This window comes from Paraburkholderia sp. EG304, assembly GCF_046543485.1.
GTDB lineage: Bacteria > Pseudomonadota > Gammaproteobacteria > Burkholderiales > Burkholderiaceae > Paraburkholderia > Paraburkholderia youngii.
In genome coordinates this window covers 18,913-34,445 of sequence record NZ_JBKGUA010000021.1, presented here as the reverse complement: position 1 = coordinate 34,445, position 15,533 = coordinate 18,913, and the positions used below count along the sequence as shown (strand labels likewise).

Genomic DNA, 15,533 nt, shown 5'->3' with positions numbered 1-15,533 from the left:
GGAGAAAGGCATGCAATTCGACAAGCGCGCCTGGCTCGACCGCATCAAGCGGATGTTCGCGGGCTTCGACCGTCCGCTCGCACTGATCGTGTTTCTGCTGCTGTGCGTCGGCATCGTCACGCTGTACAGCGCGAGCCTCGACGTGCCGGGCCGCGTCGAAGACCAGCTGCGCAACATCCTGCTCACCTTCGTGCTGATGTGGGGGCTCGCCAATGTGCCGCCCAATACGCTGATGCGCTTCGCGGTCCCGCTTTACACGTTCGGGATCGCGCTACTGGTCGCAGTCGCGATGTTCGGTCTCACGCGCAAGGGCGCGAAGCGCTGGATCAACGTCGGCGTGGTGATCCAGCCATCGGAAATACTGAAGATCGCGACACCGCTGATGCTCGCCTGGTACTACCAGCGCCGCGAAGGTGTGATGCGCTGGTACGACTACCTGGTCGGCTTCGCGATCCTCATCGTGCCGGTCGGCCTGATCGCGAAACAGCCCGACCTCGGCACGGCCGTGCTCGTGTTCGCCGCCGGCCTGTTCGTGATTTACTTCGCGGGGCTGAGCTTCAAGCTGATCGTACCGGTGCTGATCGCAGGCGTGATCGCGGTTGCGTCGATCGCGGCGTTCCAGGACAAGATCTGTCAGCCCGAAGTGCAGTGGCCGCTGATGCACGACTATCAGAAGCACCGTATCTGCACGCTGCTCGATCCGACCTCGGACCCACTCGGCAAAGGCTTCCACACGATTCAGGCGGTGATCGCGATCGGTTCGGGCGGCCCGCTCGGCAAGGGCTGGCTGAAGGGCACGCAAGCGCATCTGGAGTTCATCCCCGAGAAGCACACCGACTTCATCTTCGCGGTGTTTTCGGAAGAGTTCGGTTTGGCGGGCGGGATCGTGCTGCTCACGCTGTACATGCTATTGATCGCGCGCGGGCTCTACATCGCGGCCAACGGCGCGACCTTGTTCGGGCGATTATTGGCCGGCTCTTTGACGATGGCGTTCTTCACGTACGCGTTCGTCAATATCGGCATGGTGAGCGGGATTCTGCCGGTGGTCGGCGTGCCGTTGCCGTTCATGAGTTACGGTGGCACCGCGCTGACTACATTGGGTGTCGCGACCGGGCTGATCATGAGTGTCGCGCGACAGAAGCGGTTGATGCAGAGCTAAGCGTCGCTAGCGGCACGCAGCAATCGAAAATGCAAAAGGGCGCTCGTTGCGAGCGCCCTTTTGCTTTATTGCTACCTCATTACTGCGGCTTCACTTCCTTCTGATCGCGCAACTGCGCGCTCAACTGCTGATACTTCAGGCGCGCGGCCGGATCGCCCTGCGCCGCCGCGGCCGCGTAATACGCGCGTGCCACATTCAGATTCCGGTCGACACCATCGCCGCCGCGCTCGTAGAACGAGCCAGTCACATACTGCGCGGTCATGTCGCCGCCCTGCGCCGCCTTCTTGTACCAGACGAACGCCTGCTTGTTGTCGCGCTCGGTACCGCGTCCGTCGAGGAACTGGTTCGCGAGCGCGAGCTCCGCCTGCACATGACCCTGCGCAGCCGCCTTCATGAACCAGCGATGCGCCTCCACCGGGTCGCGCTCGACGAACTCGCCATCGTCGTACATCTTGCCGTACACATATTGCGCGTGCGACATGTTCGCGTCGGCGGCCTTGCGCAGCCACTTCTTGCCTTCGTCGACGTTGACCGGCGTGCCTTCGCCGTTGAGCAGCATCATCGCGTAGTTGAATTGGGCGAGCCGGCTGCCACGCTCGGCGGCCTCGCGGAATTCGGTCAGCGCAGCGGCGAGGTTGCCGGCGTTGTAATCGGCCACTGCGGATTGCGTCTGCGGATCGTTCGCTCTTGCGACGTGATCCTGTGCGTACGCGGCGCTCCATGCGGTACTCGCGAGCAGCGCTGCCGCCGTAATGGTCACTTGCGCGGTCACCCGCGCAATCCTCGGCCCGGCGCCCCCCTGCACTCTGCCGTTCATGACCTCACCTCCTGTAATGCCTGACGCGTCGCGCGCAACATCCAGATCACGTCGGCGGCCAGCGCCACGAAGCGAAAGCCCGCGTCGCGATGCTGCCGCGCGCTGGCCACGTCCATCGCGAAGATGCCGGCGGCAATGCCGGCCTTGTCCGCCGCGCTGACGATACGCGCCATCGCTGCCTGCACGTCCGCGTGCTTCGCGTCGCCCAGATGACCGAGGCTCGCGGCGAGATCGGCCGGCCCGACGAACACGCAGTCGACGCCCGGCGTCGCCGCGATCTGCTCGACCTCCCGCAAGCCGCGCGCCGATTCGATCTGCACAATCGTCGCGATCTGTGCGTTGGCCGTCTGCACGTAGTCGCGTCGCATGCCGTAGCCGGCCGCACGCACGACGCCCGCGACACCGCGCAGTCCGTCGAGGGCCTCGGCGGTCGGATATTGGGTGAGCCGCACGGCGCGTGCCGCGTCTTCAGCGGATTCGATGTTCGGGAACATCAGCGTGCGCGCGCCGGCGTCGAGTACGCGCTTGACGAGCCACAGCTCGCTCGCTGGCACGCGCACCACCGGCTCGCTCGGCAGATGGGCGGCGGCGATCGCGCGCAGTTGCGACTCGACACCACCGCTATCGTTCGGCGCGTGCTCCATGTCGATCAGCAGCCAGTCGAAGCCGGCGTGCGCGAGCGCTTCGGCGCCGGCTTCGCTGCCGAGCGACAACCACAGCCCGAATAGCGGCGCGTTGTCCTTCAGACGTTGTTTGAGGGAGTTGGTGAAGGTGCTCATCGGCTGGCCTCGCGCAGGGTTGCAATTCGAAGCGGGGCCAGATAGCGAATCAGGCAGGCACCGGGGCGCTGACGGCCTCGATGCCTGCTGCGACGCGATGCGGTGACCGGCATGTCTCGCTCCGTGTGTTGGTCGGAACGATCATACCGTGACAATAACGCTAGAGTTTGCTCGCGCGCCGGGGTGTGGCTTCGGGCTGGAAGCTAGTCGCGGACCACGTCGGCCCAGCAGTTCGGCGTCTCGTACAGACGCACTTTATGCAGGCGCAGATTCACGCCGTAGTGCGCGTCGTAGACGTTCGCGAGAATATCGAACGCAATCGCGGCGAGGTTTTCGACCGTGGGAATGCGATCGATCACGACCGTCTTGTGACCCGCCATGCTGTCGAGAAAGCCGCGCACCTGCGTGTCGCCTTCGTAGACGAGAAACGCGTGGTCCCACTTGTCGACCAGGTGTTCGGTTGCGAGCGACTTCACGTCGGCGAAGTCCATCACCATGCCGCGGTCGGGCGCGCCTTCGGTGTCGACCAGATCGCCTTGCAGCGTGATTTCGAGCACATAGCGATGGCCGTGCAGATTACGGCACTGGCTGCGGTGATCGGGGATGCGGTGGCCCGCGTCGAATTCGAGTTTTCGGGTAATCGTCAGCACGGCAAATCAGGGAATGTTCAGATACTTGTGAGTCTGCATCGACAGGCGCCACTGCGGATGACGCTTGCACCAGTCGATCGCGAGCTTCGTGTTGATATCGCGCGACGGACCGTCCATCGGCTGGACGAGGAAATACTCGAAGTCGAGCTTCGCGTAGTCGGCGAGGCGCTGGTTGTCCTGAGGGATCACGACCTTCAGTTCGTTGCCCTTGGTCACGACGAGCGGCGCGTCAGCCTTCGGGCTCACGCAGATCCAGTCGATCGTGTCGAGCACCGGCAACGAGCCGTTGGTCTCGATCGCGATCTCGAAGCCGGCCGCGTGCAGCGCGTCGACGAGCGGCTGATCGATCTGCAGCATCGGCTCGCCACCGGTGCACACGACGAAGCGTTCGCCCTCGCCTTGCGGCCATTGCGACGCGATCATCGCGACGAGTTCGTCAGGTGTGCGGTACTTGCCGCCGTTCTCGCCGTCGGTGCCGACGAAATCGGTGTCGCAGAAACGGCAGACCGCTTCCGCGCGATCCTCTTCGCGGCCCGACCACAGATTGCAGCCCGCGAAACGGCAGAACACGGCCGGCCGCCCGGCATTCGCGCCCTCGCCCTGCAACGTGTAGAAGATTTCCTTGACCGCGTACGTCATGCTGCTATCTGTCCTGTGTTCCTGAATCAATGATGCGCGCTCTTGCGCGAACCGTCACACTGGCTCGGTGACTTTTTCACCGGCGAGGTAAGCCTCATAGCCACGTTTGCGCAACCGGCATGCCGGGCATTCGCCGCAGCCGAAGCCCCATGAATGCAGCTCGGCGCGTTCGCCGAGGTAGCACGTGTGCGTTTCGACGCGCACCAGTTCGACCAGTGCGTCGCCGCCGAGCTCGTGTGCGAGACGCCATGTGTCGGCCTTGTCGAGCCACATCAGCGGTGTCTCAAGCGCGAAGCGCGTGTCCATGCCGAGATTCAGCGCGACCTGCAGCGCCTTCATCGTGTCGTCGCGGCAATCGGGGTAGCCCGAGAAGTCCGTCTCGCACATCCCGCCGACCAGCACCTGCAAACCGCGCCGATATGCGATAGCCGCGGCAATCGTCATGAACATCAGATTGCGGCCCGGCACGAACGTGTTCGGCAACCCATTGGCCGTGGCTTCGATTTCGATCTCGCGCGTCATCGCGGTGTCGCTGATCGCGCCGAGCAGCGACAGGTCGATCGTGTGATCGTCGCCGAGACGATCGGCCCATGCAGGAAACGCACGCACGACAGCCTGGCGGAACCCCTCGCGGCATTCAAGCTCGACGCGATGACGCTGACCATAATCGAAGCCGATCGTTTCGACCGTGTCGTAACGATCGAGCGCCCACGCGAGACACGTGGCGGAATCCTGGCCGCCGGAAAACAGCACGAGCGCGCTACGCTTAGCGTCTTTGCGGATCACCGTGATACTCCGTGAATGAGAGTGCCACGTCGCGCTGCGCGAGGTGCGCTATGCGAGCAACGCGGCGCGACGTGTGCCGGCATTGTGCCGGCCCAAAGCAGTATAGGTCGCGCGTTGCGCGTGAACGTGGCTGGGCGCTTATACCGCCGATCGTCGGGCGAAGGGTTGGGTGCTTCGGTGCGATACGCTCGGCACCGCATTCGCGCGGTGTACGACCGCGTGCGACGCCTGCAGGCAAGTCCTTGAACTGGCGCGATTTTATCACGCGACACCGAATGTCACCGACGCCTGCTGTCCTACGCGCGGTTCCAACAGCATGGCGAGCCAAAGTGACGACTTGTCCGCCAAACGGAAAAGCCCCAGGAATCTTGCGATTTCCTGGGGCTGAATCCTGGTGGCCTGGGGCGGAATCGAACCACCGACACGCGGATTTTCAATCCGCTGCTCTACCAACTGAGCTACCGGGCCAACGAAGAACGAAACTATATCAAGCGATCCGCAGTTCAGCAAGCCCTTTCATAAAAAATTTTGCCTAGCCGCGTTCGCATGCAACAGGTGGCGCTCACTCGCCCTTGTTCTTGCCGAGATCGACGCCGAGTTGCTTCAGCTTGCGATAAAGATGCGTGCGCTCCAGACCGGTCTTCTCCGCGACGCGCGTCATGCTGCCGTTCTCGCGCGCGAGGTGATATTCGAAGTACGCGCGCTCGAACGCGTCGCGCGCATCGCGCAGCGGAATGTCGAACGAGATCGACGCGGTTTGCGCGGCGAGCGCGCCGCCGCCGACGCCATCGGCCGACAGCATCGGCAACGCGGCCGCCGACGCGACCGACGATGCGCTGACGGGCAACGCCGGCTTCGCGGCCACACCGCCTGGCACGGCCGCCGAGTTGCCGCGCGCGAGTCCTTGCTCGACCGCCTTCAGCAGCTTCTGCAACGCGATCGGCTTTTCGAGGAAGTTGAGCGCGCCGATCTTGGTGGCCTCGACCGCGGTGTCGATCGTCGCGTGACCGGACATCATGATGACGGGCATCGTCAATTGACCTTGCGCGGCCCATTCCTTGAGCAGCGTCACGCCGTCGGTGTCCGGCATCCAGATGTCGAGCAGCACGAGGTCCGGCGCCTGACGCAGCCGGAACTCGCGCGCTTCCTGCGCGTTTTCAGCGGCCTCCACGACGTGTCCTTCGTCGCTGAGGATCTCCGAGAGCAGTTCCCGGATGCCCATTTCATCATCTACCACCAGGATGGTTGCCATTTACGCTGCCCTTGTCTGCACTGTTGCTTTTGTCGTTCCCTGCGACGCTCCACCATGCGCCGGATGCGCACCCGAACCAGGTGCACCCGGCTGCGCGGGGTCGTCCGCCAGTTGAAGGAAGAGAATCGAAATCTGCGCGCCTTCGATCACGTCGCCAGCCTTCATGCGATTGCGAATGTCGATGCGCGCGCCATGTTCGTCGACGATCTTCTTGACCATCGCAAGTCCCAGACCCGTACCTTTGGCCTTGGTCGTCACGTACGGCTCGAACGCGCGCGTGAGGATACGCGCGGGAAAGCCCGGTCCGTTATCCGACACGGTCAGACGCACCGCGACGCGCGCCTTGCCTTGCACGTCGGGGTCTCCGTATTCTACTGTCCTCGTCTCGAGCAAAACACGCGGATGCGCGACTTCGGCGACCGCGTCCTGCGCGTTCTGCAGCAGGTTGTGGATCACCTGACGCAATTGCGTCGCGTCGCCGCGTATCGCGGGCAGGGCCGCGAGCTCAATCTGGATCGCGCCCTTGCCTTCCTCGATACCGTACAGCGTGAGCACCTCGCTGACCAGATCGTTCAATTGCAGATGCGCGAGCACCGCGGGCGGTGTGCGCGCGTAGTCGCGGAAATCGTCGACCATCTGCTTCATCGCGGCGACCTGATTGACGATCGTCGTCGCACCGCGCTTCAGCACGTCCGCATCCGACGGCGCGAGCTTGTCGGCGAGCTTCATCTGCAAACGCTCGGCCGACAATTGAATCGGCGTGAGCGGATTCTTGATCTCGTGCGCAAGGCGCCGTGCGACTTCGCCCCATGCAATCGAACGCTGCGCGGAGATCACGTCGGAGATGTCGTCGAATACGACCACGTAGCCAGAGGTCTGGATGTCTTCGGCATCGCGCTCGTTCGCCGCGACGAGGCGCGCGCCCCGCACGAGCAACGTGAGCGGCTCGGTCTCGCCGGGTACAGGCACCGAGAACTGCTGCTGCCAATGGCCGTTATCGTCATGGCCGTCTTCGCTCGCCGCTTCGCGATCGGCGAATGCCTTGCGCACCATCGCGCCGAATTCGCCGAGCACGCCGATCTGATCGAGCGACGATCCGAGCACCGTCTGGAACGGCTGACGGAAAATCCGCTCGGCGCCGCGATTCGCAGTGGTCAGCCGGAACTGTCGGTCGAACACGAACACGCCCGCGGTCAGGTTCGCGAGGATGCTCTCCAGATACGCCTTCGAATGCTCGAGCGCGATACGATTTTTCTCGACCGCCCCGCGCGCTTCCGCCAACTGCCGCGTCATTGCGTTGAACGACTGCGTGAGGAAGCCCAGTTCGTCGCGCGACTTGATCTCGCGCTTCGGCGTGTAGTCGCCCTCGGTGATTTCCTTCGTGCCCTGCGCGAGCAGAAACAGCGGCCGCGCGAGCTGATTGCCGAGCGCGAGCGCGAGCATCATCGCGATGAAGGTCGCGAGAAACAGCGACAGCGTCAGCGTGCCGATGTACATCTTGCGCAGGCCCGTACGGCCGAGCGCCTTCTCCTGATACTCGCGATACGCGCGCTGCACCGCGTCGGCGTTGCGCGCGAGTGTCGTCGAAACTGGCTGCGTCAGTTGCAGGAAGCGTTCGGCGGGCTGCAATAGCGATGCGTTCGCATCGGGAATACGCTGCACCACGCGCAGACGCAGCGCGCCCTTGCCGCCCTGCGCATGCGCGTCGCCGTCCACCTCGCCTTCGATCGCCGCATAGCCGTGGCCGCGCGCCTGCTCGATCATCAGCGGTGTCGGCAGATCGTTCGGCAGCAGCATCGCGTAATTGCTGGACGCCTGCGCGACCACGTGCATGTCCGGCGTCGCGCCCGACATGCTGCGGGTCGGCTCGACGATCGTCGCGTCCTGCACGCCGAACTGGTCGCGCAGACGCAGCAACGTCAGCGTGGTGCCGGCCGCATCCGCGCTCGCGATCTGCTCGGACATCAGACGCGCCTTCGTCTGCAAATCGGACAGCGACGCGTCGAGCATGCCGCGCCCGAGATTGAGGCCGGACGCGAGCGCGGTTTCGACGTTCACGTCGAACCATGACTCGATGCTGCGCGACACGAACTGATACGACACGATGTAGATGATGCCGCCCGGCACCACGCCGACCAGCGCCATGAAGAACGCAAGCTTCGCGAGCAGCCGTGTACCGAATTTGCCCGTGCGTAATCGCACGACGATGATGACGACGAGCGTCGCCACCACCAGCAGAAAGATCATCGCGACCGCGACGTTGGCCGCGTACAGCCACTGGTAGTAGCGGTCGAAAAATTCGGTGTTCGCGCTCGCGGCGGCCAGCAATACGAGCAGCAGCACGGCCGTGACCGCGACCGTCGACACCAGCACGCGCACGACGATGCTGCTGACACTGGTGGAAGATGAGCGCACTTTATTTAGCACGATCTGCCGCCGTGAAAGTGAAGCGCTTCCAATCGGAGGCGAGGTTCCAGTCGCGGTTGTTCACCGCGTCGATCTGGAATGGCTTGGGCATCAGCCCGATATCGAGTTGCATGCGCACCGACGCGTTATAGGTTTCGCCGACACGCACCTCATTGCGGTCAATCACGTGCCACGAGGTCACGTGCTTGATCACCGCGAGCGCGTCCTTCAGCGTGGAAAAGCCGAGCTGCAAGCCGCCCGATTGCACGCTCGACACGCGATATTCGCGCGTGAGCGGCTGGAACGACAGCCGCAAGCTTTGCGATACGCTGACTGGCTGCTCGTCGAACCAGTACCAGCGGGGCCGGCTCAGTTCGAAATCGGTCGTGAAATAAAGCGGGATGCCTTTGTTGACCGCGTCTTCGAGATTGCTGTTCAGCTCGAATTCGAAATGCGCATCGAGACTCCAGCCGCCGCTGTCGGCCTGCAGCGACGCCCGCTGCACCGCGATCGAGTCAGCGTGCGCCGCGCCCGGCGCTGCAAGCCAGACGGCCAGCGCGATCCAGAGCACGGCAGCGAGCCGAAGCGGGAAGAAGCGTTTTATGGTCACCGTTTCTGAAAGCGCGCGTAGAAAAATCCGTCGTGGTCTGAGTTCGTGCCGGCGCTGAAATCAGCGGGTCGTCCAGCATGAGAACCGGCCGATGAGTCGGCGGGCGCGCGGGCAACTGAGGGTAAAAGCTGCCCCGGCGCGTCCAATCGTACCGCATCCTGATGCTGGTTTCCAAACCACTGAGCCTGCAACTCGCCTTCTTCGGGGAAGATCGAACAGGTAACGTAAAGCAGCTCACCGCCGGGTTTCACGAGCGGCCACAGCGCGTCGAGAATGCGGCGCTGTTCGGCGACGAGCGCGGCGATATCCGACTGGCGACGCAGCCAGCGGATATCCGGATGACGCCGCACGATGCCCGACGCAGAGCACGGCACGTCGGCGAGAATGCGGTCGAACGGCTGATCAAGATCGTCGTGCCACTGCGCGGGGTTGCCCGCGTCGCCGATGCGCACTTCCGCTTCGAGCTTCAGACGCCGCAGGTTTTCGCCGATGCGGCGCGCGCGCGACGCATCGCTTTCGAGCGCAACGAGTTGAATGTTGGCGAGTTCGAGCAGATGGCCGGTCTTGCCGCCAGGGGCCGCGCATGCGTCGAGCACGCGCATGCCGTCACGCACGCCGAGCAGTTGCGCGGCGAGTTGCGCGCCCGCGTCCTGTACAGACACGACCCCTTCGCTGAAGCCCGGAATGCGCTCGACCGGTATCGCCGTGGCGAGGGTGACCGCGTGCTCGCCCGTCTTGCTCGCGGCGATCTGCTGGCGTTGCAGCTCTTGCAGATAGGCGTCGACCGTCGAATGGCGTGCGTTCACGCGCAACGTCAGCGGACCTTGCGTGTTGCCGACGGCCAGCACCGATTGCCATGCCTCCGGCCATGCGCGCTTCACCGCGTCGATCCACCACGCCGGATAGTTCCAGCGCGCGGCTTCGTCGGCTTGCACGGCGGCGAGCAACATGTCGCGCTCGCGCAAGAAGTTACGCAGCACCGCATTGACGAGCCCCTTCGCGAACCCGAACTCGCGGCGTGCGCCAATCGCCCTGACCGCCTGATCGACGACCGTAAACGGCGTGTAAGCGGCGCTCGCTTCGTCGTCGACGAGCAGTGCGAACGCGCACGCCAGCACATGCGCGACGTGCGGCGGCGGCGCTTTCTTCACGAGCTTCGCAATCAGCCACTCGGCGGTCGCGAGACGGCGCATCGTGCGATAGGCGATGTCCTGCACCGCGCCGCGCGCCGCCGCGGCGTTGCCCTCGGGCATCGACACGAGCACGCTCTGCAGCGCCGCGGGCAAGGCCGCGCCGAGACGCACGGCGCCGACGGCCTGAGCCGCGCAGTCGAGCGCGAACCCGAGCGATTCGGGCGACAGATGCAGCGCCGACAAACGGGATTCGCGCGAGCGCGCCGACGAGGAAGCAGAACGCGAAGAAGGCTTTGAAGTCATGAAGGGAGCAAGGGCCAGCCGCACGGTGCGCGCGGCGCAATCAGCGCACATTGTAGCGTGGCGCCGGTGGGGCGCCGCCGTGCGGGGGCGGCGGCAGACGCTGTCGCGCGGTGGCGACGAACGGTGCGAAAAAAAAGCGAGCCTCGCGGGCCCGCTCTTCAATACTTCAGACTCGACGCGCCGAACGAGGCTGCGGCTCAGTCGAAGCGCCCGGTGCGCGCCATTTCCATCAGACGCGCGATGCGTTCTTCGGTCGCAGGGTGTGTCGAGAACAGGTTCGCGATACCGCCGCCCGAGAGCGGATTCATGATCATCATCTGCGCGGTGGCCGGATGCGCCTCGGCCGTCGGGAACGGGATGCCGCTCGCATAGCGATGGATCTTGTCGAGCGCCGACGCCAAGGCCTGCGGGTCGCCCGAAATTTGCGCGCCGCCACGGTCGGCTTCGAATTCGCGCGCACGCGAAATCGCCATCTGGATCAGCGCGCCCGCAATCGGCGCGAGCAGCGCAACCGCGATGCTCGCGATCGGGTTCGCGGGACGCCCGTTTTCGTCGCGGCCGCCGAAGAACATCGCGAAGTTCGCCAATGCGGAAATCGCGCCGGCCATGGTCGCAGAAATCGTCGAGATCAGAATGTCGCGGTGCTTCACGTGCGAAAGTTCGTGCGCCATCACGCCGCGCATTTCGCGCTCGGACAGCACGCGCAGAATGCCGGTGGTCGCCGCGACCGCCGCGTGCTCCGGATTGCGGCCGGTGGCGAATGCGTTCGGCGCGTCTTCGTTGATCAGGTAGACGCGCGGCATCGGCAGGTTCGCGCGCGTGGCGAGATCGCGCACCATCCGATAGAACTGCGGCGCACTGTTTTCGTCGACTTCCTGCGCGTTGTACATGCGCAGGACCATCTTGTCGGAGAACCAGTACGAAAAGAAATTCATCCCAAGGGCGATCACGAGCGCGAGCATCATGCCGCGCGACCCGCCGATCATCCCGCCGATCACGATGAAAAGGGCCGTAATCGCGGCCATCAACATCGCGGTTTTCACCCAATTGAACATGTCTGCGACTCCTTGCCCTGAGCGTGGCCTTCATCTCCGTGCCGCGCGATTGCGGCGCCAGATTGTAAGAGAAATGTTAGATATGGGCGATGCGGGAAAATTCAATCATCGCGAGGCGGTCGCGAGTTTGATGCCGAGGCCCACGAACGCGCTGCCGACGCCGCGATCGAGCCAACGCTTCACCGTCGGCTTGCCCGAGAAACGCTGCGTGACACTGCCCGCAATCCACGCGACGAAACTGTTCCAAACCATGCTCATCAGCACGAAGACCGCGCCGAGCGTCAAAAACGCGAAGGTCTTGTGTTCGCTGCCCGTTGCGACGAACTGCGGGAAGAACGACACGAAGAACAGCACGACCTTCGGGTTCAGCACATTGGTCCAGAAGCCTTGCAGGAACAACTGCCGCAGTGACTTCGGCGTGGACGGCGCACGCGCGTCGCTGGCGGGTGCGCCCGCGGCCGGCTTCGTGAAGATCAGGCGCACACCCAGATAGATCAGATAGATCGCGCCGACGAATTTGACGATGGTGAACGCGGTGGCCGACGCGGCCAGCAGCGCGGTCAGGCCGAACGCGCAGGCCAGCGAGTGAATGCAGCAGCCCGCCGAAATGCCGAGCGCCGACATCAGCCCCGCGCCGCGGCCCTGGGCGACGCTGCGCCCGACGATATAAGCGGTATCCGGCCCCGGCGTGATGTTCAGGAGAAAAACCGCGACGATGAAAAACTCGAAATGGACGATGCCGAACATGTGATGAACCCTCGAAAACCTGGTCTGCTGCATGAGGATTCTAACGCGCGGCTGGCTCGCGGCGGGCGCCGGGAACGCCGGCGGAATCGACGATGCTCTGGCGTGCGCGCCGCGCTTATTGCGCCTCGGGAAGCTCGAAGCGCTGGCCTGCGGCGAGCGGCGAACCGGCAAGGTATTCGCGCACCGGCAGGCGCTTGCCACCGGGCTTCTGCAATTGCGTCAGACGCAGTGCGCCTTCGCCGCAAGCGACCAGCACGCCGTCGGCAGAAACCTCGGTGATGGTGCCCGGCGCCTTGCTGCTGCCCGACGCCGGCGAGGCAACGGCGGTGGCGGCCCAGATCTTGACGGTGTTGCCGTCGTCGAGCGTGCCGGCGCCACCGGGGAACGGATCGAACGCGCGTACCTGGCGCGCAAGCGCCTCGGCCGGGCGGCGCCAGTCGAGCGCCGCTTCGTGCTTGGCGATTTTCTCGGCGTAGGTCACGCCGTCGGCCGGTTGCGGGGTCGAGGCCAGCTTGCCGCTGCGCTCGAGCTCGATCAGCGCGTCGACGATCAGTTGTGCGCCGTGCTCAGCGAGGCGGTCGTGCAGCGTGGCGGTGGTGTCGTCGGCGGAGATCGGGGTGCGGACTTCGGAGATCATCGCGCCGGTGTCGAGGCCGGCGTCCATCTGCATCAGCGTGATGCCGGTTTGGGCGTCGCCCGCCTCGATCGCGCGATGAATCGGCGCCGCGCCGCGCCAGCGCGGCAGCAGCGAAGCGTGAATGTTGATGCAGCCGAAGCGCGGAATGTCGAGCACTTCCTGCGGCAGGATCAGCCCGTAGGCGGCGACCACCATCACGTCGTGCGGCGTCGCGCGCAGTTGCTCGATGCCGGCGGCGGCTTCCTCGGGGTACTTGCCGGCGCGGCGCAGCGATGTGGGCTGCGCGACTGCGAGGCCATGTTCCTGTGCGTAACGCTTGACCGGGCTTGCCTGCAGCTTCATGCCGCGTCCCGCGGGCCGGTCCGGCTGCGTCAAGACGAGCGGCACGGCAAACCCGGCGCGATGAATCGCGGCCAGCGCGGCCGCGGCGAATTCCGGCGTACCGGCGAAGATGACGCGCAACGAATGAGTCATGAATGAGCGGCGGGCAAGTTGAAAGCGCGTTACATCGCGTGGGCGAGCTTCTTCATCTTGCTCTTGATGCGCGTTTGCTTCAGCGGCGACAGATATTCGACGAACACGCGGCCCATCAGGTGATCCATCTCGTGCTGGATGCACACGGCGAGAAGCCCCTCGCAATCGAGCTCGAACGTTTCGCCCTTCTCGTTGAGCGCACGCACGCGCACTTTCTCGGCACGCTCGACGTTGTCGTAGATTCCGGGCACCGACAGGCACCCCTCTTCCGACAACTTCCTCTCATCGCTCGACCAGATGATTTCCGGGTTGATGAACGCGAGCAGTTCGTCGTGCGTTTCCGACACGTCGATCACGATCACGCGTTCGTGCACGTCCACCTGGGTGGCGGCGAGGCCGACGCCGGGCGCCGCGTACATCGTTTCGGCCATGTCGGCGACGAGGCGGCGGATACGGTCGTTGACCTCCTCGACTGGCTTCGCCACCTTGTGCAGCCGTTTGTCGGGGTAATTGAGGATGTTCAGTAAAGCCATGATTTCGAGTGTGATTTCAGACGCCGCTAACCATTGGAGGCTCGCGTTGGCCATTTGGCCAGGTTGTGAGCCCGTCGTAATACGCAGAGGATAGATGGTGTCGAACCGGTTCGATTCAACGCGCCTCGCGCGCCCGACGACGAACCCGCGCTCACGCGCGGCGCCGCGGCTATTCGCGGCTCATTGCCGTTCTATATGCACGGTTTTATTTCAGATCATGAAAATTTTAGCATGGCGCCCGCCTGCCCGCAGGCCCCGCCAGAGGAGCGACCCGCATGCACACGTTGCCCGCAACCCGTATCGAACTGACCGCCTGGCTGCGGTTGGCGCTTGCACCGGGCCTCAAACCCGCGGCGTTGCGCCTGTTGCTAGCCGCATTCGGGCTGCCGGAAGCGCTGTTTGCGCAGTCGCCGGATGCGCTCGCCGAGGTCGCCGGTGAGGCCGCGGCGCGCGCCGTGCTGGCGCCGCCGGGTCCGGCGTTCGACGGCCAACTCGACGCGGTGCTCGCATGGCGAGAGCAGCCGGGCAACCAGATCGTCACGCTCGACGACCCCGCTTATCCGCCCGCGCTGCTGACGATGCCCGATCCGCCGCCGCTGCTATATATAAAGGGCCGGCTCGACCTGCTCCATACGCGTGCGGTCGCGCTGGTGGGCAGCCGCAGCGCGACGCCGCAGGGCATCGAGGATGCGCGGCGGTTCGCGCGCGAGCTGTCGGCGGCGGGCGTGACGGTCGTATCGGGACTCGCGCTCGGCATCGACGGCGCCGCGCATCGGGGCGGGCTGGAAGGTGTCGGCGGAACGGTCGCGGTGGTCGGCACCGGCGCGGATCTGGTCTATCCGGCCGCGCATCAGGCGCTCGCGCGGCAAATCGCGGCGCAGGGCGCGATTCTGTCGGAGTGGCCGCTCGGCACGCCGGCGCGCGCCGCCAACTTCCCGCAGCGCAACCGGCTGATCGCCGGGCTCGTCAGCGGAGTCGTGATCGTCGAGGCAGCTATGCGCTCCGGTTCGCTGATTACCGCGCGCCTTGCCAACGAGATGGGCCGCGACGTGTTCGCGTTGCCCGGATCGATTTACGCGCCGTTGTCGCGCGGCTGTCATCGAATGATCAAGCAGGGGGCGCGGCTCGTGGAAACGCCGGACGAGGTGCTGGAAGAACTGGGTTTTGTCCGACGGACGGCGAGCAACGCGGGACGCGCGGCGAAGCAGGCCGTTCCGCCGGATCGGGCGCGTTCGCGCGTTTCGTCGAGCGGGACCGCTTTGCAAGCTGCGAGCGCCGCCTTCGCCGAGACACGGTCGTCCGAGCCGGGACCACTGCCGGAGCTCGCGCCCGACTCCCAACGTCTGCTCGCCGCGCTGGGCCATTCACCGACCACGCTTGAAATTCTCGCCGCCCGCACCGAGATGGAGGACGCGGCCCTGCACGCCGCCCTGCTCCGGCTCGAACTCGCCGGCGAGGTCACGCTGCTGCCCGGCGGCCGCTTCATGCGAGCCCATCATGACTGAGCCGAGACTGACCGGCATCAACGCGGATTGGCAACTTTTCGCGAGCGG

The 15,533-nt window shown here is 65.0% G+C and carries 15 protein-coding genes and 1 tRNA gene; 2 read left to right on the top strand and 14 right to left on the bottom strand.

Annotation, left to right across the window (positions count from 1 at the left end):
* Nucleotides 1–10 precede the first annotated feature (10 nt).
* On the top strand, nt 11–1,159 hold the full coding sequence (gene rodA, locus ACLFKU_RS23955; RefSeq protein ID WP_410850699.1) for a rod shape-determining protein RodA: 1,149 nt from the start codon (nt 11–13) through the stop codon (nt 1,157–1,159).
* Between the two features lie 79 nt (nt 1,160–1,238).
* Here rodA and ACLFKU_RS23950 read toward each other — a convergent pair whose 3' ends face one another.
* From ACLFKU_RS23950 to def, 14 genes are all read right to left on the bottom strand, one after another.
* Nucleotides 1,239–1,976: a tetratricopeptide repeat protein gene (locus tag ACLFKU_RS23950; RefSeq protein ID WP_410850698.1), complete on the bottom strand. Its 738-nt coding sequence runs from the start codon at nt 1,974–1,976 to the stop codon at nt 1,239–1,241.
* Nucleotides 1,973–2,755, bottom strand: a complete 783-nt coding sequence (locus ACLFKU_RS23945) for an HpcH/HpaI aldolase family protein (protein ID WP_410850697.1) — start codon at nt 2,753–2,755, stop codon at nt 1,973–1,975. The genes ACLFKU_RS23950 and ACLFKU_RS23945 overlap by 4 nt, the downstream gene beginning before the upstream one ends.
* Before the next feature lie 203 nt (nt 2,756–2,958).
* Nucleotides 2,959–3,402, bottom strand: coding sequence for a 6-carboxytetrahydropterin synthase QueD (queD, locus tag ACLFKU_RS23940; protein ID WP_368583353.1), 444 nt, complete (start codon nt 3,400–3,402; stop codon nt 2,959–2,961).
* A 9-nt stretch (nt 3,403–3,411) separates the two neighbouring features.
* Nucleotides 3,412–4,044, bottom strand: coding sequence for a 7-carboxy-7-deazaguanine synthase (gene queE / locus ACLFKU_RS23935; RefSeq protein ID WP_013088055.1), 633 nt, complete (start codon nt 4,042–4,044; stop codon nt 3,412–3,414).
* Between the two features lie 54 nt (nt 4,045–4,098).
* On the bottom strand, nt 4,099–4,830 hold the full coding sequence (gene queC, locus ACLFKU_RS23930) for a 7-cyano-7-deazaguanine synthase QueC (RefSeq protein WP_026228978.1): 732 nt from the start codon (nt 4,828–4,830) through the stop codon (nt 4,099–4,101).
* A 392-nt stretch (nt 4,831–5,222) separates the two neighbouring features.
* Nucleotides 5,223–5,298 (bottom strand) — tRNA-Phe (locus tag ACLFKU_RS23925).
* Between the two features lie 94 nt (nt 5,299–5,392).
* The gene (esaR, locus tag ACLFKU_RS23920; protein WP_176109833.1) at nt 5,393–6,082 is read right to left on the bottom strand and encodes a response regulator transcription factor EsaR; all 690 of its coding nucleotides are present in this window, start codon (nt 6,080–6,082) and stop codon (nt 5,393–5,395) included.
* Entirely contained in the window at nt 6,083–8,509 is a 2,427-nt protein-coding gene (locus tag ACLFKU_RS23915) for an ATP-binding protein (RefSeq protein ID WP_410850696.1), read from the bottom strand.
* The gene (locus ACLFKU_RS23910; RefSeq protein WP_368583217.1) at nt 8,499–9,098 is read right to left on the bottom strand and encodes a DUF4390 domain-containing protein; all 600 of its coding nucleotides are present in this window, start codon (nt 9,096–9,098) and stop codon (nt 8,499–8,501) included. Before ACLFKU_RS23910 ends, ACLFKU_RS23915 begins: the two co-directional genes overlap by 11 nt.
* Entirely contained in the window at nt 9,095–10,534 is a 1,440-nt protein-coding gene (gene rsmB / locus ACLFKU_RS23905; RefSeq protein ID WP_410850695.1) for a 16S rRNA (cytosine(967)-C(5))-methyltransferase RsmB, read from the bottom strand. Before rsmB ends, ACLFKU_RS23910 begins: the two co-directional genes overlap by 4 nt.
* A 197-nt stretch (nt 10,535–10,731) precedes the next feature.
* Entirely contained in the window at nt 10,732–11,589 is an 858-nt protein-coding gene (gene htpX, locus ACLFKU_RS23900) for a zinc metalloprotease HtpX (RefSeq protein ID WP_013088049.1), read from the bottom strand.
* A 105-nt stretch (nt 11,590–11,694) separates the two neighbouring features.
* Complete coding sequence (locus ACLFKU_RS23895) at nt 11,695–12,336, bottom strand: LysE family translocator (RefSeq protein ID WP_410850694.1); 642 nt, start codon at nt 12,334–12,336, stop codon at nt 11,695–11,697.
* A gap of 115 nt (nt 12,337–12,451) precedes the next feature.
* The gene (fmt, locus tag ACLFKU_RS23890; RefSeq protein ID WP_368583214.1) at nt 12,452–13,447 is read right to left on the bottom strand and encodes a methionyl-tRNA formyltransferase; all 996 of its coding nucleotides are present in this window, start codon (nt 13,445–13,447) and stop codon (nt 12,452–12,454) included.
* 29 nt (nt 13,448–13,476) lie between these two features.
* Nucleotides 13,477–13,980, bottom strand: a complete 504-nt coding sequence (def, locus tag ACLFKU_RS23885) for a peptide deformylase (RefSeq protein ID WP_176122366.1) — start codon at nt 13,978–13,980, stop codon at nt 13,477–13,479.
* 275 nt (nt 13,981–14,255) lie between these two features.
* Here def and dprA point away from each other — a divergent pair, with 275 nt between their 5' ends.
* The gene (gene dprA / locus ACLFKU_RS23880; protein WP_410850693.1) at nt 14,256–15,485 is read left to right on the top strand and encodes a DNA-processing protein DprA; all 1,230 of its coding nucleotides are present in this window, start codon (nt 14,256–14,258) and stop codon (nt 15,483–15,485) included.
* The last annotated feature ends 48 nt before the right edge of the window (nt 15,486–15,533 follow it).